We start from the raw sequence: 24,488 nt of genomic DNA, 5'->3' as shown, positions 1-24,488 counted from the left end.
TGATCATAGCTATTCTTACACTCATATAGGTCAACGACCTATTACCTTACCTTTTATGCAAAAAAAAAGAACTATAATTATTTCCAATCGATTACCTGTACGTATTGAAAAACGTGCCGATGAATTACACTTTATCCCGAGCGAAGGCGGCTTAGCTACCGGCTTAGGGTCTTACTACAAGACTGGTAGTAATGTATGGGTGGGCTGGCCAGGCTACATCCCTGAAAATGAAAACGAAGAACAATTGATTCGCATGGAGCTTGCCAAAATGAATCTTATTCCCGTTTTTCTTACTGCGGAAGATCTCGAAGGATACTACGAGGGCTTTTCCAATGAGATACTATGGCCTATCTGTCACTACCGTTTATCCTATGCCGTCTTTGACAAATCCTATTGGTTAGCGTATCAGAAAGTAAATCAGCACTTCTGTAATATCGTATTAAAGCAAAATATTACTTCCAAGGACGAATTGTGGGTACACGATTATCAGCTCATGCTCCTGCCACAGTTACTCCGGCAGCAACGGAGTGATTTGACGATAGGTTATTTCCAGCACATCCCCTTTCCGGCAGATGAGATCTTTCGTTGTATCCCTTGGCGCAATGAACTTTTAAAAGGTCTGTTAGGTGCAGATCTAATAGCCTTCCATACCTATCATGATGCCCAGCACTTTCTCAACTCCTGCTTGAATATCTTAGGCCTTTCGCCCAAAAACAATAGTGTCCGCTGTCGCGATCGCCGTGTACACGTCGAAGTGTTCCCGATGGGTATAGATTTCGATAAATTTGAAGCATTGTCCCGCTCCGAGGTTGTTTTGGCCAAAGCTGAGGTGCTTAAAGAGCAATACCAAAAGCGTAAATTAATATTATCTATCGACCGTTTAGATTATAGTAAAGGTATTTTAGAGCGCTTATCTGCCTACGAAAGTCTGCTACAGCAATACCCCGAGCTGCGCAATAAGGTCGTCTTATATATGCTCGTCGTTCCTTCCCGGGACAATGTAACACAGTATAAACTCCTTCGGGACGAGATAGACCGCATGGTCGGGCACATCAACGCGGTGTATGGTTCGGACGACTGGACGCCTATTACCTACTTCTACAATTCATTGCCTGTCGAAGATCTCTCGGCACTCTATGTGGCGGCAGACATCTGCTTGGTGACCTCTCTTCGGGACGGCATGAATCTGGTGTGTAAAGAATACATTGCCAGCAAAGCACAGGATTACAACGGTGTACTTATTTTAAGTGAATTTGCGGGTGCCGCCAAAGAACTGCCCGAGACCATACAGATCAACCCTAATGCCATAGAGGACATTATGCAAGCGATGCACCTTGCTATTTACATGCCCAAGTTGGAGCGGCAGCAACGTATGCGAAGCAATGTATCTATGGTCAAAAAATTCAACATTTCGCATTGGGTAAAATTGTTTTTCGCCAGATTGCACGAAGTGAAAAGCGAACAAGAAGCATCGGCTAGCCGCAAGATGCAGGGGGCTACACTCCAGAAGTTGACCGATAAGTTTCAACAAGCCCAACGGCGTCTATTTTTTCTAGACTATGATGGTACGCTGGTCGGATTTAAGAACGATGCCAGTGCTGCTAAGCCCACGGCGCAGGTGATGGAGTTACTAGCAAGCCTTCAGAGCGATGAGGCCAACCAGATCACCATAATTAGCGGTCGGCCGCATACCGATCTCAAGAAATGGTTTGGAGATACCAGTTACTACCTGATCGCTGAACACGGGGCGTGGAGTAATGTACCGGATGGTCTATGGCGTGACAAACCCAGTATGCCTACCACTTGGAAGACTCCGGTAAGACGTATCATGGCCAAATTTACAGACCGGACCCCGGGCTCTACTATTGAGGAAAAAAACTACTCTTTGGCATGGCATTACCGTAAGGTACACACCGGATTGGGTATGATGCGTGCCCAGGAACTTGCGGATGCGCTCCGACACCTTCTACCGCAATATGACCTGCAGCTGCTCATGGGAGACAAGGTAATTGAAGTCAAAATAAATAGTTTGAACAAAGGAAAATCCGCTTTAGAAGTAGTAGCTCATTATAGGCCCGATTTCATCTTTGCTATTGGCGACGATTCTACCGACGAGGATATGTTTTACGAACTGCCCGATTCGGCAGTGACCGTCAAAGTAGGTAATAAACAGACCTTAGCGCGTTACTACGTCGAAAACCAGGAAGAAGTGATCAAGCTATTGCAGCAATTGACGCCACAGCCGACAGAAGTATTAAATAACCAATAAATGACACCAATGACAAGACAAAAACATCTTTATAATAGTGGAATAATTGGAAACTGTGCCTATATCGCCCATGTGGGCAAAGACAGCAATATCAATTGGCTTTGCTGGCCTTCTTTCGAAGATTCCTTTGTGTTCGGTACGTTGCTGGACGAACACCAGGGAGGGCGATTTAGCATCACACCACCCAGCGGCATTATCCATTCCAGTCAATACTATGTAGAAAATACCAATATACTCTGTACCACCATCGAGAGCGCCGAGGGAAGTTATCGGATTACCGACTATGCACCACGGTTCGAGCAGTACGAGCGCTATTACAAACCACTCATGCTGATCCGCAAGATAGAGCCTATCTCCGGGCATCCCAAGGTACGTGTAGTCTGCGATCCCAAATATCATTACGGAAAATCGTCATTTCAGAAAAACAGAGGTAGCAATCACATCCAGTTTGAATGTGGCGATGTCAAGATGCGTCTGGTTACAAATATGCCGACCAGCCATTTCTTCGACGATGTGGCCTATTTGATCAACAAACCGGTGTATCTTATCCTCACGTTTGGCAATCCTTTTGAAGCACCTATAGAACGCACGGCCGAAGAGTTTTTGAGCCGTACACGTCAGTACTGGCACCGCTGGGTAAAGAATGCATCCATTCCGTCCTTTTATCAAAAGGAAGTGATACGATCGGCTCTGGCTTTAAAGCTACATCAGTATGAAGACACCGGAGCTATCATTGCAGCCAGTACCACCAGCCTTCCCGAACATCCCGGTGCAGGGCGCAATTGGGACTACCGCTTCTGCTGGGTGCGCGACAGTTATTACGTACTGACTGCGTTAAGTCATATCGGTCATTTCGAAGAAATGGAAAAATACGCTTCTTACATTGCCAATATCACCCAGTCGGATGCAGGACGATTGCAACCCTTGTACGGCATCCTGGGTCAATCCAACTTAGAGGAAAAAACGCTAGACTTTCTTAACGGCTATATGGGCAATAAGCCGATCCGTATCGGCAATCAAGCCTCCGAACATATACAGAACGATGTCTATGGACAGGCTATGATCGCTTTACTTCCACTTTTTACCGATTACCGTTTTCGCCATCAAAACACGGGCTTTGCTGCCCAGTGGACGCGCTTCGTCCTCCAGAAAATGGAACTTACCATCGATGAAAAAGATGCCGGTATCTGGGAGTTCCGTAACATGGAAAAAAGGCATTGTTATTCCAATCTATTTCAATGGGCCGGTGCTACTGCGGCGTTAAAAATAGCCCGCCAGTACGGCCTCGAGGATATATCTATTCAAGCCAATAGTATACGTGAGCGTGCCATCGAGCATATAGAGAGCTGCTACGATGATCAACGGAAGGTATATACCAATGCACAGGACAACACAGATCTGGATGCCTCTACCCTACAGTTGATCATGATGGGGTACTTAGACCCTAACTCGCCCAAAGCGAAAGACCACCTGCTCCAACTGGAAAAAGTACTGAAGGGAGAGCATGGTCTATTTTACCGCTACCTGCATAAGGACGATTTTGGTCGTCCCAAATCTACATTTTTGGTATGTGCCTTTTGGTATGTAGAGGCATTGGCTTGTGTAGGTCGATTGGAGGAGGCTCAAGAAGTCTTTAAGCAGCTCCTCTCCTTTGGCAATCACCTCATGCTGTTCAGCGAAGATGTAGACGACCAGGACGGGAGCCAGTGGGGCAATTTCCCACAGGCTTATAGTCATGTTGGTCTTGTCAATGCAGCCTACCGCATCGCCATCAAATTAGATAATCCGACATTCTTTGACAGCCTATACGAATAATACGTTTTGTACGGATCAACTGGGGTAAATACCTGTTGCAAATCCGTAGATTCCGGTAGCAAATAGGTAGTCTACACCGCATTTTCGGTCTGTTTTTTGAAGTAGTATACCCAAACAACTCAACATACTATCATGAATATACAAGATTTGAAAATTACAGCAGGCCAAATGAGAAGCTTGATTATTGCGATGATCAATGTGGATAGTCACGATTCAAAAACAAAATCGAAAAGTATGGCAAAGGATCATGGAAAACAGATAAAAGACGACGCCAAGTATGAGGCATTACGTCGAGATGGAGCTAGCAAGGAAAAAGCGGCCCGTATAGCCAATTCGCCCAATGCCAGTAAAAAGGGCGGAAAAAGCAGTCCTATGGACGAACGTACAAAAGTGCAACTGTTGGACGAAGCGAAAAAAATCGGAATAACAGGCCGGCATGATATGACCAAAAGCGAATTGATTAACGCTATTCGCAACCACTAATCATGCCAGCAACAGATCGTATAATACCGGATTCAGAAGCCTTGCTTGAAGCAGGGCTTCGTTATGTTTCGTGCAAAGGAAAAGGCTATCAACGGGTTCGTCATGGAAAGCATTTTAAATACCTCGATCAAAACGGTAACCCCATCCAGAATCCCCAAACCTTAGCCCGTATACAGGCACTGGTGATACCTCCAGCATGGGAGCAGGTATGGATATGCGCTACTGCCAATGGGCATATTCAAGCTACGGGGATCGACGCACGCCTTCGCAAGCAGTATCTGTACCATCCCGCTTGGAGCCAACTGCGTAAAAAGGACAAATTCAGCGCGCTTTATATATTTGGCCAGCGGCTGTCCCGATTGCAAAAGCATATCCTGAACGATCTTTCCTCACGACAACTTTCCAAAGAGCGCATTTGCGCATTGGCGCTAGCCGTGATGAGTAAGACCTACTTCAGAATTGGCAACGCAGCCTACGAAAAGGAGAACAAATCCTACGGTCTCACCACACTGCGCAACCGGCATGTAGACATCAGCACCACCAAAGTCTTTTTTAAATTTATCGGTAAAAAAGGGATACCCCAACAAAGCTACCTGACCGAGAAGTCTTTGGTGCGTTTGCTTGCGAAAGTTAAGGAAATCCCGGGACAACGTCTTTTTCAATACTATGATCAAGACGGGCAGGCCACCCCTTTGGATTCAGGGACGCTAAATGCCTATCTCAAAGCGGCTACCCACGCCGACATCACCTGCAAGACATTCCGTACCTGGTACGGATGTATCCTTACACTTCATTACTTGGGCAAATCAGAGATCCCTACGAGCGCTACGGCACGTAAACAGCAGCTGTTGGCCGTTATCGATCAGGTGGCACAGCAATTAGGCAATACCCGATCGATCACGCGCAGCCATTACATCCATCCCTATATCCAGGAAAGTTACCTACAGGGAGACTTGGATAATTGGATAAAGCGGGTTTCGGCCACCCCCGAACGCCCTTCCACGGATGCGTTATACAAAAGAAAACTTATGCAACTTATCCGATCCGCCAGTTACAACGGATAGTCTTCTACGCCAACCGCCGTATCTCCTTTTATACTATCCTTACTGACTGTATCGGGAGTACCATACCTTACCTCATCATTCGGGTTGAGATTGTACCTCGTTTTATCCGATTCCGTTACGGGACCCGGACCTCCTGTTTTTTCCTTTTTAGATGGCCCACAGGCCGTGAGCAAAATTGCGGTAATACCCACTCCAAAAAAATAAATCGCTTTCATACGCTTTGCTGTTTTTGTTTTCTTTAGTTGAACAGGCCAATTGCTTATTTGTTAAAATTACACCTCAATTAACGTAATAATACCCGATTAGATCGTTTAAATACGTATATCATTACAAAAAATCAATTCATGCCTGATTTTTGAGATATTCTGGAAAAGATTGAGATATGTTTGTTATACTTTTTACTTCCGTATTTTTATTTACCGTTTTTGTCCTCATGTATAGCGCCAAACCTCTACAGAATAGAAGGAACAAATAACATCAAGCCTATTAATATAATATTTATCAACAGAATACGTTAACTTTAGTAAGGTTCTAAGAATAAACTATAGGGATTCTACTTTATGAAAAATACCAACGGACAGATTGTAGAGGCTTCCTTACAGAGCTTTGGCAATTTGATCATAACCGATGCCAGTTTAACTATTATTGCCGTCAGTGAATCCGTAAGTTTATTCACCAAATCCAACCTGCGCCATCTTCTGGGGCAACCTTTGGAAGATTTCTTTAAATCCCTCTGGAATGGCGATTGCCTTAAATTTCTACACACGGTACAGGCCGTGCTGGAAAAAAGAAAGCCAAGTCAGGTATTCTCTAAACGGATAAACTACAACCGCTATTATTTCAAACTCAGTCTTAGTAAAGGCAGGGTCTATATCGAATGGGAAGAGCAGTACCGCAAGAATATTTCAGTCTCCCGTATGAATGAGCTGGGCTTTCTTTTTGACGAGATCTATACCAACAATTGGAATTTTCTATGCAAGGCGTTGCAAAAGCTCATCAAATTCGAACGGGTATTTGTTCTTCAGGTTCAAGAGACCGGTCATAGTAAGGTTATTGCAGAGCATCAAAAGACTTCCAAAGCAAGTTTTATCGGTAAAGAGTTTGCCGAAACTTTTCTACCAGAGGAAACCCTCCCCTATTACAAAAGCCTGTCCTACCGCTACGTACCGCATTTAGAGGAGGCTCATCAAAAACTATACAGTCTCGATCCCGAGATAAACTTATTATGTAGCAAGCTTGCTCCTCCTCCCCGATTACATCAAATTTATCTTAAGACATTAGGTGTATCATCGGCCCTGTTTTTTCCACTTTATCTGGAGGATGAATTCTGGGGCTTAGTCATCGTACAGCACTCAAAGCCCAAGAAAGTGGATTTGCAGCAACACAAACGCTGTACTTTTATCGTAGAAAGCGCCATGAATAAATTTGAAAATCTCTTCAAACAAGATCTGATCGAACACAATCAACAGCTTATAACCGCCGACAATATCCTAAAACAATCCTTAGCCAGCAACAAGACGATCAATTGTGCCTTGGTGCAACATATGGATCTCCTGTGCGAGATGCCGATTACCGCTCCTTTTCCACCCTCCATGTTATATTACTTACACTCCTTTTAAACCAAATACGTTTTTATGTGTTCGTTGATCGTTAGCTATTTGTTTTTTAAACGATAAATCACAAGATCATGAAAGAGAAAATGCAAGAATGTATCGAGAAATGCTTAGCCTGTGCGAGCGCCTGTATGCAATGTGCCTCTGCCTGCCTTAATGAGTCCGAAATCGAAATGTTGCGCGAGTGTATTCTATTGGACTTCGAGTGTGCCACCGTCTGTAAAGCGACTGCGGAGTTGATGCAACTGGACAGCAATAACAGTCATGCATTGTGCGAATTATGTGCAAATATCTGCACCGCCTGTGCCGAAGAATGTGAGCAGCATGCGGCTCATGGTATGGAACATTGCCGTGAATGCGCCCGCCTATGTCGCGAATGCGCGGAGATCTGCATGTCGATGAGTGCAGTGGCGTAGCACCTGCTTAGCGACCGCACCGAAAGGGAAGTATTTATACGGATAGTGCAGATTTAATACGGCATTTTATATTTTCGCGGTTTTTCCAACAACATAGTCGCGCATTTCCTGTTCTTTATAGTAGAAACGAAAAACAACGTCACTATGAATATCGCCATTATCGGAACATACCCACCTAGGCAGTGCGGTATCGCTACTTTTACCCAGGATTTATTCAAATCCTTACACCAAGACCCTACTTTAGCCCCGGCTATTATAGCCATCTCGGATGGTAGCGAAGATTTCTTTCCTTCCGAAGTATACATCAGCATTGAAAAAAACAAAATAGCCAGCTATCTACAGGCGGCCAAACAGATCAATGCGGCTTTTGATGCAGTGATCATCCAACACGAATACGGCATATTCGGTGGTGAGCGTGGAGACTATATATTGGATTTCGTACGTGCCCTATCGTTGCCTGTAGTTACCAATTTTCATACGGTACTCCAACGCCCTAGCGATGCGGAGCTCCGTGTGCTTCAACAGCTTTCAGCCTACAGCCATAGTGTTACCGTTATGACCGATACGGCCGTAGAGATGCTCCAGCAGATCTACAGTATTCCTGCACGAAAAATAGAACTCATCCCTCATGGTGTACCTCATTTTCCCTACCGTCAAAGCGAGGCCAAACAAGAACTTGGTCTCACGGGCAAGAAAGTCATGCTCAGCTTTGGCTTTTTGGGTCCCAGTAAGGGGTTCGAGACCGCTATTGAAGCCGTAGCCGCTGTACCTCACGATGATTTTGTTTATATTATTTTAGGTAGTACACATCCCAATATATTGCGAGAAGCGGGCGAATCCTACCGCGAATACTTACAGGCAAAAGCACGGGAATTGGGTATTGCCGATAGGGTGCACTTTATAAACGAGTTTGCTTCCGAAAAGCTCCTTACTCAGTACCTTAGCGCGTGCGACATTTATGTCACCCCCTACCCGAACGAGAATCAGATCAGCAGCGGTACGCTTTCCTTCGCGATCGGTGCAGGTGCCGCCGTGGTATCTACGCCATACTGGTATGCCAAGGATCTCTTAAAAGACGACCGAGGGCTATTGTTCGACTTTAAAGACAGCAATGCCCTTAGCTTGATTATCCGTGCTCTTTTAGAGGAGCCACAACTATTGGCAAAGTACCGGTACAATGCTGCGCGTTACGGCGCATCCATGAGCTGGAGCAACGTAGGCAAGCTACAGTCCAAACTTCTCCAACGTATAGTTACAAAAGATGCACCAGTATCGATGACATTACCCCGCAGCAGTGCACAGCACACTATCAACAATCTGTTACGTACCTCTACTCATAAATTGTCCTCTTAAGTAATAAGCGATGAAACAAGAAGTAAATACAGTCGACTCACTTTTCGAATTTGGGGTCTTACAAGAGATTATCCCGGAGCTTCCAGCTTTTGATCTCGCTCATATCCGACGGATGACCAATCAGGTATCTATCGTGCAGCATGCAACCTACAGCATACCTAATTACAGACACGGTTATTGCCTAGATGACACCGCTCGGGCCTTATTATTGACCACCTTGTCCACTCAGGCGCATCCGTCCGGCGAATTTAAAGATCTGGCTTATACCTATCTTGCTTACATCCACTATATGCAGAGAGACTGCGGCAGATTCCGCAATCTCCTTTCCTTTGATCATCAATTTTTAGATGAGTATGGGACAGAAGATAGCTACGGGCGTACCTTATGGGCCTTAGGCCACTTTCTCCGCTATACCCAGGATCCTGAACTGGTCTTCCTGGCTGAAGAGATACTGCACAAGGCCCTGCCCCACTGTGTTGCCCTAAAATCCGTGAGGGCGGTTAGTTACACGCTTTTAGGGTTACAGCACTACCATGCTTCCAATCGCTCGGACGATAAGATCTTACTCTATATAAAACAACTCAACTATTATTTATTGGACGAATACAAGGGCAGTCACAGCCCCGATTGGAATTGGTACGAACAGATACTTGCCTACGATAATGCGGTCATTCCGCTAGCGGTGTTACGTAGCGGCATACTCCTGAAGCAAGAGTCCATGATTACGATAGGTCGAGAGACAGCTTCATTCCTCGACAGCCTGCTATTCGAAAAAGGCTATCTTTCCACCATTGGTAATGAAAGCTGGTATGTACGGGGCAGTAAACGTAGCATATTTGCACAACAACCGATAGAGGTGCCGTCCAGCATACTCCTGTACAAAGAACTTTTCGGATTATCCGGCGACAGCACTTACAAACAGCGTATGATCCAATGTCTACAATGGTTTTTCGGTAAAAATGAGCTCGGGATACCCTTGTACGACGCTGTCACCAAAGGATGTTGCGATGGCTTAGAACGGTTCGGGCTAAATCTCAATCAAGGTGCTGAGAGTAGCATTAGCTTTTGGCAGGCCTATCTGTATGTTTGTTATGGTCTAGACGATTAGCGGTTAACAATCCGTAAGTGCATCCAACAAGTCGTCTAGACAGATCGTAGCATAGGTCGAAGCATGATCGGACATGGCGTACGGAATCACCAGATGACCGTTGTGTATGAGTTGCCCACAGGAATATACCACATTAGGGACGTACCCTTCGCGTTCGTCCGTATTGGGATAGAGCAAAGGCTCATTGAGTTTTCCTACTATTTTGGTCGGATCCTCCAGGTCCAAAAGAATTGCTCCTAAGGTATATTCCCGCATAGGGCCTACGCTGTGGGTCAGTACCAACCAGCCTTTGGATGTCTCTATGGGCGACCCGCAATTGCCTAACTGTACATACTCCCAAGGGAATTCGGGCTCCTTGAGCAATGTTACTTCCTGATGCCAGTTGATCAGATCTTCCGAAAAAGCGATATAATTGCTTTCACCATCCACCCTACAGAGCATCGCGTATTTCCCTTGTATTTTTCGTGGGAATAGTGCCGCTCCCTTATTGGCGATCTTACCATTGATGGGCTGCACCTTAAAATTCACAAAATCCTTTGTGGAGAGCAACTTTGGCAATATAGTCAGTCCATCATAGGCCGTATATGTTGCGTAATATACCGGCTTACCTCCTTCGCTGACAAATCGTACAAAACGCGCATCTTCGATACCGTTTTTTTCCGTATCCGAAATCGGAAAAATAACCCGTTCGGATAATGAAGTATCCAAGGAATATGTCATTTCATAATGCGAAGAGGCTAACCACAGAATATGTGTCATTAGGGTCTGTCCTTCGATATCCAGCTTATTTTCCTGTTGGATTTCTGTCACATACTGGCGTAGCTCTTCATAGGTAAAACTGGCGGCCATCTTATCCGTAATTCTATCCAGCATTTCCTTTTCCGGATCATGGATCTGCAACAGCTTCTCCAAAAAGTCAGCTTTCTGATAACGGTGACTCTTTACCTGCTTGGGTTTCTCCAATAACTTGCCGACTTCATCCACGTGAATGTTTAAATGACGATCGATTATGGCCGATCTGAATACGATAGAAGATACATGGCCTTCACCAGTAGCCCTAAAGCTCAGGATAATGCGTTTTTCTCCATCTCTCAACTGGGTCTGATCTGGAGATTCTACAATAGAAGGGTTGAAAAATGCCGCTGCCTCTACCGAATATTCCATCGTAAAATAGGCTCCGATCAATAAACGCTCCTGCTGCGAATACTCGCGATCACGCAGTTCCTGATCCAGTAGTCTCGCTTCGGTACGTTTAAAGTTACGCTCCCAGATGTCAAGGACGCTGCGATGCCTTTTAGAAAAATTACGCAGGAGCTGGTTGAGCATATCCGTCTTTTGCTCTCTGGAACTCTTAAGAATACGGTATACAATTTTGGTGGTACGCTCCACGCTGAGGTTGAAATAACGCGCAAGCACCCTTTTCGAATCGGGTTTGAAGAATATATTTTTACGGACTACCTGTAAGGACATGATATAAGATTTTTAAACTATAACCATCCTTTACCGTATTTAGTTTTCACTTTTTTCTTTTGCCTGTACCGTCAGCCATTTGGACAGATCAGAGAGTATACCGTTACAGGTTTTTACAATTATCTCAGCGGCGTTTCCGTTATATTTTCTTTTATAAATGACAGTATTGTCTTCCAGACCAAAAGCATAGTATACGGTACCTATCGGACGCTTCTGTTTAGGATTCTCCGTCTCATAAGCAAGTCCCGTTACGCTGACATACACCTGCGCCTGTGGAAATTGTGCCCGCAGTCCATCTAGGATCCTCAAAGTAGCGACAGCCGATTCTGCACAGTACTTTTCCAACTTTGCTGCAGGCACCGCCAGCAAGCTCTTTTTTACGGTATCCTCGTAACATACGATCGATCCTAAAAAATAGTCGCCACTGTGTACCTCCATCGCGTAGACACTGCTTAAAAAGCCCGCTGTCATACTTTCTACACATGCCAGCTTCCATTTATAGGCGGTCAATAGCTTTCCGCATGCGTGTAAAGCCTGTTCATCAATAACTATATTCATAGAAGTATTCATTTAATACGTATAACAGCCGAGATACCTAAAGAGTTGTATCGCAAAGGAGGTCTATCCATCGATAGGTACATTTGCTTAACTCGCGCTTCATATTCAGGTATTTTGCCTCCTCTTTTCAGTATTTAATCCAGCAACCAAAGCATTCTCCGAGCGTTCATACAGCAAACATTTAATACTAGAAAACATGAAAGAGCAAGCAAATGAAGTTACCATGCGACCAGGTCTCATCGTAGCGATTAGTTTAGTGGGCAATAATCCAGGCATGCCAGGCGAGGATAATGATGCGCCTTATTCTTCTCAAAAAACAGAAGAATCTACGGGACTCTCTCCAGACCGGGAAGGTGTGGAGAACCTCCCTCCTGAGCAACCCGATGTAGATCCATTAGAACGGGAAACCCCGGAGATCGATGAGATGGAGGAAAATGAACCGAGCGAACAGCCCGAAATGGATCCTATGGAAGCACCCGTGCCCGATATTGATGAGATAGAACCCGACACCGACCGTGAGATCGATACCGATTATCTGGATCCGGACCAAGATCGGGACAATATCGATCGGGATCCTACGATACAGCCTGGTACCGATCCGATGAAAGAAGACAACTCTCAGATTATCTAAATGTAAGAGACCATCGAGCAGCAGCTTGATGGTCTAATTATAAACATCGAAGTCGACAACACTTCCATTTCAAAAAGCCTTTATGCTTATGCTCCTCCTACCAATTAAGCGCGTTACCAAACGAATAAATCATCTGGTAACCACGCTAAACAACAAATAAACTTAACACTGTCTATATATTTGATGGTTTATTGGCCCGACTCATTGCTAATTCGGTCAATAACATATCCGTTTCTTTTTCTTCTGCCAAAGTTTGCCCCAGAAGCTCCTTCGCCTCCTCATGTTGCATAAGATCTGCGAAGGTCGCCAGACTACCGTAGCTCGCTATCTCATAATGTTCCACTTTTTGCGCAGCAACGATCAATGCTGCATCGATCACTTCGGGACTATCCTGAAAATCTTCGATGATCTCTTCTGCTTCCGCAAGCAAGCCTTCCATCGCCTTACATTTTTTTCCGCGCGGTGCTAGCCCAAGCGTCGAAAAAATACTTTTTAAACGTTCGATCTGTCCTTCTGTCTGTCCATAATGCGTTTCAAATGCACCTCTCAGTTTTTCGCTGTTGGCGGCGTTTGCCATTTTCTTTAATCCCGTGAGCAATTGGCGCTCGGCTCCAAGAATGTCTTTCAACTCATCGACAAACAATTCGTGCAAATGCGCATTGGGCATATTAGATTCTTTCATTTGTGCCATAATATCTCTTTTTTGTTGATTAATACGATTAAAACATTCCAATACTGGCTTGGTTGACAATATCTTTAATTTGGGTATTTATTCTTATGGCCCCCGTAAATACACCCTAAAAGTCGCTGTTTCCAAACGCTTTTGGTTGCGGCTTGTTCCCCAAGCAGTACAACTCTTAAATCCTTAGCTATGGAAATACTAATCGGCATCGCTGCAGGCATACTGACCTCCATATCGATGTTGCCCCAGTTGATCAAAGTCCTAAAAGAAAAAGACACACAGACCTTGTCACCTGTTATGATCGTTGTATTATTACTAGGCGTCTCCTTATGGGTGGTGTACGGGCTTATGAAAACCGAATGGCCGATTATATTATCCAATGCATTCTCTGTATTGGTCAATGCAACGCTGCTGGTTTATTATTTTATTTTTAGAGAATAGCTTAAAGCGGCTTTGGAAAACGGATCAATTCAATTAGTGTTCTAGCCGCTGGCGCAGCAGACAAGGGATTCTGTCCCGTAATCAGGTTTTCGTCCAATACCACATGGGGCATAAAAGGTACGACCGCATGACTAAAGTCTGCTCCATTTTCCACAAGCCTGGTTTCGAGTTCATACGGGATATTATCTTTGCGCATCACGATCGACTCTTCCATATTGGTAAATGAGGTAAGGCGCCGTGCATTGAGATATCCAGGCCTACACGCCTCCATGGCAAATAAAGCTGCAGGTCCATGACATATCGCAGCTATCGGCTTTTCCTGATCGACAAATTCGCATAGTATGCGCCCCACATGTGGGTGCCGGGCGAGATCCCATAGCGGGCCATGCCCACCAGCGATAAAGACAGCATCAAAGGCAGAAGCCTTTACATTTTCCATCGGGAGGGTATTCTCAAAGGATTGTTGAGCGGTTTCGTCCGCTAAGAACCGCCTATTGGAGGCTGTAATATGTTCGGTAAGCTTACTCATGGGGTCCACAGGAGGCGCTCCGCCCAGTGGACTGCACATCGTCACTTCAAAGCCCGCATCCAACAGTTCGTAATAAGGGTCGGTCATCTCCCCTAACCACACTCCTGTCTTATCCGTGGTGCTATCCATCCGATCGTGTGAGGTTAGCATCATTAACACCTTATTTCGCTGTTCCATTTTAAGAAAATTAATTATTGTTCCAACAAAGAAGGCGAAGCTTTGTTTTAGACAATCACTCCGCCATCTCCTATAAAAGGATAAACTACATCATCGGCACGATAGGTGTCGGTGGCAGACTATCGATGCTGTCTTTTCGCGTAGTATCTATGGGCGTATCGTAGTTATTATCCGGCATACGCTCATGCTGATCTGCTCCATCTGTGTTATTTCTATTGCCGCATGCTGCTGTTCCTAAAACAACAAGCATTATTGTACTAAATAAGATCTGCTTCATATCTATTGTGTTTAAAGTTTGCTATTTAAATCAAGCAGTGCCCGAACGGTGTAAAAGTGGGCACTGCTAATTGTGCACAGCTATGTGTCACTTCCCCAAGAGAACGTGTTTAGGGATTTCTTTTATTTTTGGTGGGTTCCAATGGTCTATCCGTCGGGTCATTCGGCATATCGTTGATCTGCTCTTCCTGCGGATCTACACCTGCCTCTGCATCGCCATCGTGCTTCACATCCACATCCTCTAGCACCTTTCCTTTACTACTTAACCTGACCTTTTTCTTCTTTTCCATTTCATTCCCCACCAGCTTATTCTCGTCTTTTGTCGCCATAGTGATTAGCTTTTATTTTTATTTACAGGAGGTACCATAGGAGGAATTGCATTTTCCACAGGTTTCACAGGTTTGGACATATCTGTCTTCAATTCCTGTGCTTGTCCCAGATGAGCCTTTAAAGAAGGCAAGGTGTCTGCTATCCAGGTTTTCAAGCTCTCGTCCGTGATCGTACTACTACCGTGTGTTTCTTCATACATAGCGATCGCCTCCTCGTGCGATGCTATTGCAGCATCTTTAAAAGCTTGGTCATAGGCAATGCTGTCCGTACCTTCTAAGGTACCCAATAGTCCTTTGTGTGTGGTACCCAGCTCCGTAGATACGGTCCAGCCTTTTGATTCGGCATACTTTTGCAAATCGCTGGCTACTTTTTGGTGATCTTCGACCAACATCTGCGAATAAGCCTTGATCGATTCATTCGAGGAGCGTTCTGCCGCTTGTTGCGCCAGCGCTGTTTCATATTGGTTGGCCATGATAGCTTTGTTTACAAAATCTTGCTCGGCATTCTGTTGTCCGAAGGACATAAAGGTTATAATTCCTAGAATTACAACAGTCCAATTTAAATACTTTTTCATTGTCTATAAATCATGAGTGTTTGAAAATCATGTTGTTATTACATGTTCCGAACACCTCTGCCAAACAATAGTTGTCTTTTATTTTCTTTTCAGTATTTATACGCCTCGCTTATTAATTAATACGTAGCCCTACTTTTTAATACGGGTTTATGTAGACGTTCGAACCAAGCCCCTACTCGACTGTTCTTAAGCCACGAAACAGTTGTATATCTACTATGGCTAACCTTTCTATTGCAGCGCAATTAAGTAAATCGCATTTAGTGAACGGCGAATATAATCGACTCTATCAGGACGATCTGGATGGTTACGATTACACACTCTATCAGACACCTTCTGAAATTTTATTGGAAGTAAATCTTGGGAATGGCAGATTGCTCTTAGCTCGGCTGTTAGAACTTTCTGATCCCTCGAGTATAGTCCACTGCAAAGGTCTAGAACCCCACAGGCTTGATCTGGAGATTGAATCAAGCTTAGGCCTATACCGTATTAATGTGCAGCTACACGGTGGTGAATCCGTTTTTATTCACTACACGACGCATTTGGAACCCAAAAATCATTTAACAAAGTTGCCTAACAATCCTGAAGTCCTGATCTTGGAGGATCAAAACTATAAGATACCTGCCGAAGGAACAATCTACCATTTACAAAAACAGCTGAGATCGGGCGTGTGCTTCACCGATTTCGGATCGAAAAGCAGCGGCACCCTACTGTATTTCCAAGATCTCAGTGCACTAAACAAATATGCCGAGCATACCCAGCAGAGCTTAAGCGACGTCGTAAGCATGCAATGGCCAGAACTCGGCCTTTCACTCCCACAATCTGACGAACGTGCTATCCAAAAAGGAGAGCGATATACACTTTGCCGCGCCTATCTGCTATTCGAGCCCACGCAACCCAAAGATAGTATAGCGATGTCCCGTCGTTACATACAGGGAATAGCTTATATATACGCACAGTTGGACCGTCCAGCCATCCGCACGCTTCCCTTGCCCAGATATGCTCATTATGCATTGCAAGGGCTCGTCCGCACGCATGGCTGTTGGCAGCAGGTTGAAGAAAACGCCTATTTGAATGCCTACCTCAACGACTATGACACGCCACCCGAGAGTATGGTTCAGCTCGCTGTATTGACACCTTTGGTATTGCATAGTCCGCTGGAGCGTTCCAACCATGCCCAACAGGTCATTGGGAGCCTTACAGCAGGTTTAACTAATTTCTTCGATCCTATTCTGAAAGCCTTTGTTCGCTGGATACCAAACAAGGAGCATCATCTCGATCATTCGGAGGAACAGAAGAAACCCCGTGTCATGGATTCATGGTACCTCCACCATCCATTGATACAACTCGCTTCACTTCTTGAAGCCAAACATCTGGATGAGGACTTGGAAAATAAATTTTATCAATCCCTTCGATTCTGTATTAAAGTCGCTCAACATTTTGAGTATGATTGGCCTATCTTTTACGATCTGGATACCTTAGAAGTCATTAAGGCAGAAGCACAGCCCGGTCAAGGTGGAGAGAAGGATGTCGCTGGCTTGTACGCCTATTTAATGTTAAAGGCTTATGCGCTCAGCGGCAAGAAGGTTTATCTGACAGAAGCCAAGCGGGCTGCAAAAACCCTATTTCGATTTGGATTTGACCTTATCTACCAGTCCAATAATACCGCGTATGCTGCCGAAGCACTTTTGCAACTATGGGTATTGACCAAAGAAAAGAAGTATCTGGATTACAGCGAGCTATGCTTGGGCAACTTGTTACGCAATACCGGTATCTGGCAAAGAGGTTATGGTAATTCGAAAGAGTATCCTACTTTTTTTTGTCTCTATCCATTGACTGGCGCCTCCTATTCTGCTGTTTTTGAAGAACAGGAAACCCTAGCTAGCTTTCACCGTTACCTGCGGATGGCACACGCAAAAAAAGCTCCTGTATCCCAGGACCTGCAAGCCTTGATAGCCGAATATATCCATTACGCGTCTTGTCGATTGGCCTATTATCTGCCCCCACTATTACCCAAAGACATCTTGGCAACCCAAGTAAAAACGGGATATCTCGATAAGGAGCTGTGGATGCCGGTAGAAGATCTGGGGGACGGCTGGGAAGCTGTCGGGCAGGTAGGTCAGGTAGGTCAGGTAGGTCAAGAAGTGTACGGCGCCGGCTTCCTATTTCAATTAATAAAATACCACTATCTACTGCTAGATGATGATGCTAGCTGCTGCTACATGGGGTACCCCTATCTAGAGATCGACCGCAAAGATCAACAGGTAAAGATACAAGTGCTCGGCAGCTCGGAATACAGCTGTCTAGTGCAACTGTACGGAATGAAAAGCAATGCTTATACCGTTACTTTAAAAGATGGATCACACTACGATCTAACAAAAGATAACAATAGCCTGAAAATAAAAGGCGCACAAGAAATCACTATAAAATGGAAATCATGAACAGACAAACGACAAAAAGGGTATTCCTGACGGGCGGCACTGCCGGCATAGGCCGCGCCACCGCATTACAATTGGCCGCCAAAGGCTACTATGTATTTATAATCGGCCGTAGCGCCGACAAGCTGGAAGATTTTCTGAAGGATGTAGCAGCTCAGGACCTACGCCACAATATTGGCTATCTCCTACAGGATCTCACTGACCAAGAGGCTTTAGAGCGCTTGCTTCCCGAGATCTGGTCAACGTATGGGCCTTTTGATGTACTGATCAATAACGCTGCATTGGGATTTGCAGGAGTATACGGTGTCGAAATCAATCAACTGTCATATATGACAAAAACGAACATTGACGCTTATCTCCTTCTATCGGGATTTTTTGCTCAGCAGATGGCAGAATCCAGCATTGCAGGAGATATTATCAATATCGGTTCGATGAGTGCAGATAGTCGCGAAGGAAAAAGCAGCGGCTATGTAGCGACCAAAGCAGGCATACAAGGATTTACCGAAGCACTACGAAAAGAACTCAACCCTAAAAATATTCGCGTCTCTCTTATTGAACCAGGTGCCGTGGGAACCGATATGCAGCCCTCCTCTCCTGAAGAACAGCGCGAACTGGAAGAAAAATTGGAAATGCTGAAAGCAGAAGATATTGCCGAGGCAATAGGCTTTGTACTGGGTCAGGACCGACGTGTCTCGATCGTATCCATGCAAATAAAAGCCCTGCGGCAATTTATTTAATGGACCCAATAACGATGTACCATGAAACATACTTTTTTATACCGTAACAGTCTATCCATCGTCTTCTTGACACTATTTGCTTTTGCACTTTTAGCGCAGGCTTACTTTGGATGGAAAGAGCAACAGCAGAGCTATCAAGAACATGGCGAATATCTTGCACTGAGCGCTTACCTGTGCAGTGGGCATTTCGTAGCAGCTACTTTTGAAAATTTTCAAAGTGAGTTTCTGCAGATGGCGCTGTATGTGGTACTGACTATTTTCTTACGGCAGATCGGTTCGGCCGAATCCAAGAGCCTTGATGAAAAAGAAGAAGTGGACAGAGAACCTGTAAATCGTCCCAATGCGCCCTCTCCTGTAAAGAAAGGCGGATGGCGCCTCGCTGTCTATAAACACTCGCTATCACTCGCTTTTTTGATTTTATTTATCGCTTCGTGGATCGGTCACCTGTACGGTAGCTATCACAGTTTGTTAGAAGAGAACCGATTGGAAGGAAAAGCCCCCATCTCTATGACTAAGTTTTTAATGGAGCCCCAATTTTGGTTCGAGACTTTTCAGAATTGGCAAAGTGAATTTCTTTCCGTAGCTTCCATTGTTATTTTATCCATTTACTTACGACAAAAAGGTTCTCCAGAATCAAAACCGGTAGATAGTCCGCATATGGAAACCGGAAAATAAAACAAACCACTATGAACATAGCAATTTATTATAGCATCGGGTTATTGACCAGCGCCAGCGTGATCGTGCAGTCCAACATCGACCGGTTACGTCAGAATTATCCACTGGCCATAAAAGATAAAGAAGTTTGTAAGGCCGAGATCGATCGGCTCGCAGATACGAAAGCTACTGATCCTTTGGAGATCGCCTACCAAGGCGCTTATCAGATGGTATGGGCAGATCATCTCACCACGCCGATATCCAAACTCAACAGCTTCAAAGCGGGAAAGAAACTGATCGATGCAGCGCTCAAAAAACGTTACGGCGATCCCGAGATTCATTTTCTTAGGCTTACTATCCAACAAAATGCACCTGCTATACTCAAATACAACAAAGATATTCCCGAAGATACCCAGCAGATCGTAAAACATTGGGATTCCATAGGATCCAGTAAGCTGAAAAAACAAATAAAGGATTTTCTTGTTGCAAACGAGCTAGTGGATAGTAAAGTCCTCTCGGGTCTAAAAACCTGATGTACTATTCGATGTGAGCCAATACCGATCTCAGTATCACAGGAAATTCTAGGCATTTCATTCGTTGGAGGCAACGAAAGAGGTTTCCAGCTGTTCATCCTTTAAAAATAAGATATTGCATGACAGAGAGCGAAAGACTAGAAGCAACATCATTTTATAAAGATGTACTGTTATTACTCCATGAGAGCGAATACGATTATATGCTTGGCGGCGCATTTGCCATGTACCACTATGCAGGGATCTACCGGGACACAAAAGATCTTGATATTTTTTGCAAAAGTAGTGAGTACCCCAAAATCCTCAAACTATTTGAACAGGCAGGCTATCAGATAGAACTGACAGATGTTCGTTGGCTAGCAAAAGTATTTAAAGACGATTACTTTATAGACATTATATTCGATAGCGTAAATCATATATGCACGGTTGAAGATAGTTGGTATGAGCGCGCCGTGGAAGGAACGTTTTCAAATATCCCTGTACGCTTCATCCCCGTAGAGGAGTTGATCTGGTGCAAAATGTATGTTCAAAACCGAGAGCGCTATGATAACGCCGATATCAATCATATCTTGTTGAGATACGGTAGGCAACTCGATTGGGATCATCTCCTCTATCGATTGGACGCACACTGGCACCTGTTGCTGGCGGCTCTGCTGATTTTTCAGTTTGTATACCCGTCTGATTACCGGGATATCATTCCGAAAAGGATATTTGATGAATTGTTGAGCCGTGCTCAGGAACAATATGACCTTCCTCCGCCTTTAGAAAAGGTATGTCGAGGACCACTTATCGATCAGACCCAGTATCAAGTGGATATCAAAGAATGGGATTATAAGTCCTATACCATTACTACAATCTAGATTTAATTATGGAAAGAGCGAAGAAAAGAGTGGCAGCTATGGCCGATATTCATGTCAAAAGTACGGATCGCGGTCTCTGGAAAGATACCTTTGAACAAGTAAATACCGAGGCTGATGTACTGATCATCTGTGGCGACCTTACCGACACAGGCGATGAGGATGAAGCCAAGGTGTTGGGCGAAGCTTTACACAGTTTGCATATCCCCGTAATAGGCGTATTAGGCAACCATGATTTCGAAAAAGGTCGACAGAAAATTATTAAGCAGATTCTTACCGAACATAAGATGACGCTCCTCGACGGCGAATTTACGGTTGCCTGCGGAATAGGCTTTGCCGGTACCAAGGGTTTTGGCGGAGGATTCGATCAATTTATGCTGTCGATATTTGGAGAAGATATGATGAAAGAGTTTGTCCATGAAGCCGTCAATGAATCCTTACAACTTGACCGTGCGCTCACAAGATTAGAACAAGAACATCCCAATGTCCCCAAAGTAGCTCTGTTACATTATGCGCCCATAAAAGGTACAGTCGAAGGAGAACCCGAACAGCTCTATCCGTTTTTAGGCTCCTCCCATCTTGCTGAGGCACTTAACAGACGACAGGTTGCTGTAGCCTTTCACGGTCACGCCCACGGCGGTACCATCTTTGGTCAGACATCCAGTAATATCCCGGTTTATAATGTGGCTCTTCCTTTACTTAAAACCCAACATCCTGGCACTTCATATATGATTGTGGAAGTGTAAAAGGAAGAAAAATATACCTGAATTTTTAAAAATAAAATAAGAAAAATTATGGCACAATTAACAGACAAAAAAATAGCGATCCTAGTTGCAGATGGCTTTGAAGAAGTAGAATTGACAAGTCCCCAAGAAGCCTTGGTACAAGCTGGGGCCAAAGTAGAAATTGTATCCCTAAAACCTGGGAGCGTACGGGCCAAGGAAGGCCCAGAATGGACGAATGATTATAAGGTAGATGTTTCTATAGAGAGTGCCTCGGTCGACGCATACGACGGTCTCGTACTTCCCGGTGGCGTCATTAACCCAGATACCCTACGTACCAATGCACAAGCCTTAGCTTTCGTAAAGTCTTTTTTCAGTAGCCACAAACCTGTTGCTGCGATATGCCATGGGCCGCAGGTCTTAATCAATGCGGAAGTGGTAAAAGGCAGGAAAATGACATCCGTTGAAGCGATAAAACTCGATCTTATCAATGCTGGCGCACAGTGGGAAGACGCCGAAGTAATCGTAGACCAAGGGCTAGTAAGTAGCCGCACCCCAAAAGATCTTCCTGCCTTTAATAGAAAAATGATCGAAGAGTTTGCAGAAGGCAAACACAAGGGGCAGCATGCTTAAAAATTATATCAAATCCTTAAAAGAGACCTTATAGATAATCAAAACATGACTAAATCACTTTCCAAAGAATTACAGATCGGTTTATTGATTGTATTAGCCCTGGTTGTTTTATACTTCGGCAAAGACATTCTTGCTCCATTGGTTATATCGGGAATCTTGGCTATGCTTTTTGTGAATCCAGCACGCAAATTAGAATCTAAAGGATTGCCCAGATGGGCCAGTGCACTTATCGCTGTATTTCTCATTTTGCTATTGTTTGCTGGATTAGGCTTCCTTTTGAACTGGCAATTGCAGAGCTTTTCAGAGCAACTCGGAGATATGAAGAATAATCTAAACCAGACCGTGTCCAAGATTCAGTCCTGGATACAGGATAAAGTGAACTTGGATCGTGCACAACAGAAAGCTATAGTCAATGAACAGATGAAAAGTGGTACCGGCGATACAGGCCTATCCTTAGCGTCTACATTTTTTGGGATATTAATCAATTTTATATTGGTAATAGTTTATACCTACTTGATCCTCTTCCACCGAACACGACTGAAGAATTATTTAATCCGAATAACAAAAAATGAACACCGGGATCGTACCCGAGACATCGTGGATTCCGCAAGTTCGGTTGCGGCGAGTTATGTGACCGGGTTAGCGAAAATGATACTCACCTTATGGATGCTGTATGGCATAGGTTTTACAGCATTAGGAGTTGAAAATGCACTTTTCTTCGCTATCATATGCGGATTATTGGAGTTGGTGCCATTTATAGGAAATCTTACGGGTACGGCTCTTACACTTCTTGGAGTAATGGCTCAAGGCGGGAGCATAAACATGATAATAGGTGTAATAGCCGTATATGCCTTAGTGCAATTCGTCCAAACCTATCTATTGGAACCACTTATAGTGGGCAATCAAGTAAATATCAATCCCCTATTTACGATATTTTCTTTAGTCCTAGCGGAGTTTCTTTGGGGTATCCCGGGCATGATCGTAGCCATACCTGTTGCCGGTATGATTAAGATTTTGTGTGACCGTATCCCTAGCTTACAAGCTTTTGGCTATCTTATAGGGAGTGATAAATAAAAACAGTATTTTTATATAGTAAATACGCCCTAGGTTATATGAACTACTTAAAATCTCAATTTATCCTTTTTATTAGCTTATGTATAAGTGTCCATACGCTTTATGCCCAACAAAACCCCTTGTTTCCTGGAAACTATGCGGATCCTGAAGGCATAATTTATAATAACACCTATTGGATATACCCGACTTTTTCTGCGCCATATGAGCAGCAGACATTCTTTGATGCTTTTTCCTCCAAGGATCTGATAACCTGGAAAAAGCATCCTCGAATCCTTGACAATAAAGCTATAAGTTGGGCACACAAGGCGATGTGGGCTCCAGCTGTACTGGAGAAAGATGGTAAGTATTACTTTTTCTTCGCGGCCAACGACATGCATCCAGAAGAAATAGGTGGCATAGGAGTCGCTGTAGCAGACACCCCAGAAGGCCCCTATCGAGATCTTCTGGGAAAACCACTCATAGACACCGTAGTGAACGGTGCCCAACCTATCGACCAATTTGTTTTCAAAGATAAGGAAGGTAGCTATTATATGTATTACGGAGGCTGGAAACACTGCAATATCGTTAAACTGAAGCCAGACTTTACAGGCTTACTGCCTTTTGATGATGGTACATTCTATAAAGAGGTGACCCCTGAAAATTATGTAGAAGGTCCCTTTATGTTTTTAAAGAATGACAAGTACTACTTTATGTGGTCCGAGGGTGGTTGGACCGGTCCAGACTACAAGGTTGCCTATGCTATTGCGGATTCACCTCTCGGGCCATTCAAGAGGATCAATACGATATTGGAACAGGATCCCGAAATTGCAACGGGCGCAGGACATCACTCCATCGTAAAGGTGCCCAATGCGGAAAAATACTTTATCGTATATCATCGTCGACCGATCGGTAAAACAAGCGCCCATGACCGGGTGACCTGTATGGAAGAATTGAAATTTGATAAAGATGGATTTATACGCCCTATCAAAATGACATTCGATGGTGTTTCGCATCAGTTGAAATAATCAAAACATATATAGGACGGTCTTGAAATAACAATACAGCGCCCAAACATATA

The 24,488-nt window shown here is 44.3% G+C and carries 27 protein-coding genes; 19 read left to right on the top strand and 8 right to left on the bottom strand.

The features are described from left to right. The first annotated feature begins 55 nt into the window (after positions 1–55). The 4 genes from G7B20_RS14315 (at position 56) to G7B20_RS14300 (ending at position 5,631) form a co-directional block, all read left to right on the top strand. Entirely contained in the window at positions 56–2,269 is a 2,214-nt protein-coding gene (locus G7B20_RS14315) for a bifunctional alpha,alpha-trehalose-phosphate synthase (UDP-forming)/trehalose-phosphatase (protein ID WP_164112103.1), read from the top strand. Between the two features lie 9 nt (positions 2,270–2,278). Next, positions 2,279–4,084 (top strand): glycoside hydrolase family 15 protein, encoded by a 1,806-nt coding sequence (locus tag G7B20_RS14310; RefSeq protein ID WP_164112102.1) that lies wholly within the window; start codon positions 2,279–2,281, stop codon positions 4,082–4,084. Between the two features lie 132 nt (positions 4,085–4,216). Then, on the top strand, positions 4,217–4,567 hold the full coding sequence (locus G7B20_RS14305; RefSeq protein WP_240466015.1) for a Rho termination factor N-terminal domain-containing protein: 351 nt from the start codon (positions 4,217–4,219) through the stop codon (positions 4,565–4,567). 2 nt (positions 4,568–4,569) lie between these two features. After that, positions 4,570–5,631, top strand: a complete 1,062-nt coding sequence (locus G7B20_RS14300) for a DNA topoisomerase IB (RefSeq protein WP_164112101.1) — start codon at positions 4,570–4,572, stop codon at positions 5,629–5,631. Here the strand turns inward: G7B20_RS14300 and G7B20_RS14295 are convergent. Beyond that, entirely contained in the window at positions 5,619–5,846 is a 228-nt protein-coding gene (locus G7B20_RS14295) for a hypothetical protein (RefSeq protein WP_164112100.1), read from the bottom strand. The genes G7B20_RS14300 and G7B20_RS14295 overlap by 13 nt on opposite strands. A 345-nt stretch (positions 5,847–6,191) precedes the next feature. Between G7B20_RS14295 and G7B20_RS14290 the strand changes: the two genes are divergently transcribed. From G7B20_RS14290 to G7B20_RS14275, 4 genes are all read left to right on the top strand, one after another. Next, a complete protein-coding gene (locus tag G7B20_RS14290) occupies positions 6,192–7,250 on the top strand; it encodes a hypothetical protein (RefSeq protein ID WP_164112099.1) in 1,059 nt (352 codons plus the stop codon). Between the two features lie 68 nt (positions 7,251–7,318). Then, entirely contained in the window at positions 7,319–7,660 is a 342-nt protein-coding gene (locus G7B20_RS19690; RefSeq protein ID WP_164112098.1) for a four-helix bundle copper-binding protein, read from the top strand. A 144-nt stretch (positions 7,661–7,804) separates the two neighbouring features. Further along, on the top strand, positions 7,805–9,013 hold the full coding sequence (locus G7B20_RS14280; protein ID WP_164112097.1) for a glycosyltransferase family 4 protein: 1,209 nt from the start codon (positions 7,805–7,807) through the stop codon (positions 9,011–9,013). Positions 9,014–9,023: 10 nt separating this feature from the next. Continuing rightward, entirely contained in the window at positions 9,024–10,121 is a 1,098-nt protein-coding gene (locus G7B20_RS14275; protein ID WP_164112096.1) for a hypothetical protein, read from the top strand. 3 nt (positions 10,122–10,124) lie between these two features. Here G7B20_RS14275 and G7B20_RS14270 read toward each other — a convergent pair whose 3' ends face one another. Both G7B20_RS14270 and G7B20_RS14265 read right to left on the bottom strand, forming a co-directional pair. Continuing rightward, the gene (locus G7B20_RS14270; RefSeq protein ID WP_164112095.1) at positions 10,125–11,591 is read right to left on the bottom strand and encodes a glycoside hydrolase family 130 protein; all 1,467 of its coding nucleotides are present in this window, start codon (positions 11,589–11,591) and stop codon (positions 10,125–10,127) included. Positions 11,592–11,630: 39 nt separating this feature from the next. After that, positions 11,631–12,149: a CinA family protein gene (locus G7B20_RS14265; protein WP_164112094.1), complete on the bottom strand. Its 519-nt coding sequence runs from the start codon at positions 12,147–12,149 to the stop codon at positions 11,631–11,633. Positions 12,150–12,345: 196 nt separating this feature from the next. Here G7B20_RS14265 and G7B20_RS14260 point away from each other — a divergent pair, with 196 nt between their 5' ends. Then, complete coding sequence (locus G7B20_RS14260) at positions 12,346–12,780, top strand: hypothetical protein (protein ID WP_164112093.1); 435 nt, start codon at positions 12,346–12,348, stop codon at positions 12,778–12,780. A 172-nt stretch (positions 12,781–12,952) separates the two neighbouring features. On the opposite strand, the gene G7B20_RS14255 is transcribed toward G7B20_RS14260, so the two are convergent. Continuing rightward, positions 12,953–13,513, bottom strand: a complete 561-nt coding sequence (locus tag G7B20_RS14255; protein WP_240466014.1) for a ferritin-like domain-containing protein — start codon at positions 13,511–13,513, stop codon at positions 12,953–12,955. Between the two features lie 138 nt (positions 13,514–13,651). Here G7B20_RS14255 and G7B20_RS14250 point away from each other — a divergent pair, with 138 nt between their 5' ends. Next, positions 13,652–13,903, top strand: coding sequence for a SemiSWEET transporter (locus G7B20_RS14250; protein ID WP_164112092.1), 252 nt, complete (start codon positions 13,652–13,654; stop codon positions 13,901–13,903). Position 13,904: 1 nt separating this feature from the next. Here G7B20_RS14250 and G7B20_RS14245 read toward each other — a convergent pair whose 3' ends face one another. The 4 genes from G7B20_RS14245 to G7B20_RS14230 form a co-directional block, all read right to left on the bottom strand. Then, a complete protein-coding gene (locus G7B20_RS14245; protein WP_164112091.1) occupies positions 13,905–14,609 on the bottom strand; it encodes a type 1 glutamine amidotransferase domain-containing protein in 705 nt (234 codons plus the stop codon). Between the two features lie 85 nt (positions 14,610–14,694). Continuing rightward, complete coding sequence (locus tag G7B20_RS14240; RefSeq protein WP_164112090.1) at positions 14,695–14,886, bottom strand: hypothetical protein; 192 nt, start codon at positions 14,884–14,886, stop codon at positions 14,695–14,697. A gap of 109 nt (positions 14,887–14,995) precedes the next feature. Then, positions 14,996–15,214, bottom strand: coding sequence for a hypothetical protein (locus G7B20_RS14235; protein ID WP_164112089.1), 219 nt, complete (start codon positions 15,212–15,214; stop codon positions 14,996–14,998). A gap of 5 nt (positions 15,215–15,219) precedes the next feature. After that, positions 15,220–15,789: a DUF4142 domain-containing protein gene (locus G7B20_RS14230; protein WP_164112088.1), complete on the bottom strand. Its 570-nt coding sequence runs from the start codon at positions 15,787–15,789 to the stop codon at positions 15,220–15,222. Positions 15,790–16,004: 215 nt separating this feature from the next. Between G7B20_RS14230 and G7B20_RS14225 the strand changes: the two genes are divergently transcribed. The 9 genes from G7B20_RS14225 to G7B20_RS14185 all read left to right on the top strand — a co-directional run bounded on the left by G7B20_RS14225 (position 16,005) and on the right by G7B20_RS14185 (position 24,435). Next, positions 16,005–18,227, top strand: coding sequence for a hypothetical protein (locus G7B20_RS14225; RefSeq protein WP_164112087.1), 2,223 nt, complete (start codon positions 16,005–16,007; stop codon positions 18,225–18,227). After that, positions 18,224–18,961, top strand: a complete 738-nt coding sequence (locus tag G7B20_RS14220; RefSeq protein ID WP_164112086.1) for an SDR family oxidoreductase — start codon at positions 18,224–18,226, stop codon at positions 18,959–18,961. The genes G7B20_RS14225 and G7B20_RS14220 overlap by 4 nt, the downstream gene beginning before the upstream one ends. A 21-nt stretch (positions 18,962–18,982) precedes the next feature. Further along, positions 18,983–19,636, top strand: a complete 654-nt coding sequence (locus tag G7B20_RS14215) for a DUF6766 family protein (protein ID WP_164112085.1) — start codon at positions 18,983–18,985, stop codon at positions 19,634–19,636. An 11-nt stretch (positions 19,637–19,647) separates the two neighbouring features. Beyond that, complete coding sequence (locus tag G7B20_RS14210) at positions 19,648–20,148, top strand: hypothetical protein (protein ID WP_164112084.1); 501 nt, start codon at positions 19,648–19,650, stop codon at positions 20,146–20,148. A gap of 119 nt (positions 20,149–20,267) precedes the next feature. Then, positions 20,268–21,005 carry a DUF6036 family nucleotidyltransferase gene (locus G7B20_RS14205; RefSeq protein ID WP_164112083.1) on the top strand — a complete coding sequence of 246 codons (738 nt, stop codon included), beginning with the start codon at positions 20,268–20,270 and terminating at the stop codon, positions 21,003–21,005. A gap of 8 nt (positions 21,006–21,013) precedes the next feature. Continuing rightward, positions 21,014–21,748, top strand: coding sequence for a metallophosphoesterase (locus tag G7B20_RS14200; RefSeq protein WP_164112082.1), 735 nt, complete (start codon positions 21,014–21,016; stop codon positions 21,746–21,748). A 48-nt stretch (positions 21,749–21,796) separates the two neighbouring features. Continuing rightward, positions 21,797–22,357 (top strand): type 1 glutamine amidotransferase domain-containing protein, encoded by a 561-nt coding sequence (locus G7B20_RS14195; protein ID WP_164112081.1) that lies wholly within the window; start codon positions 21,797–21,799, stop codon positions 22,355–22,357. Positions 22,358–22,402: 45 nt separating this feature from the next. Next, complete coding sequence (locus G7B20_RS14190; protein WP_164112080.1) at positions 22,403–23,431, top strand: AI-2E family transporter; 1,029 nt, start codon at positions 22,403–22,405, stop codon at positions 23,429–23,431. A gap of 38 nt (positions 23,432–23,469) precedes the next feature. Continuing rightward, on the top strand, positions 23,470–24,435 hold the full coding sequence (locus tag G7B20_RS14185; RefSeq protein ID WP_164112079.1) for a glycoside hydrolase family 43 protein: 966 nt from the start codon (positions 23,470–23,472) through the stop codon (positions 24,433–24,435). The last annotated feature ends 53 nt before the right edge of the window (positions 24,436–24,488 follow it).

Origin of the sequence: Sphingobacterium sp. xlx-96 (assembly GCF_011007365.1) — a bacterium.
GTDB lineage: Bacteria > Bacteroidota > Bacteroidia > Sphingobacteriales > Sphingobacteriaceae > Sphingobacterium > Sphingobacterium luzhongxinii.
Note: the sequence above shows the minus strand (reverse complement) of the source record. Positions and strands in the feature narration are given on the sequence as shown.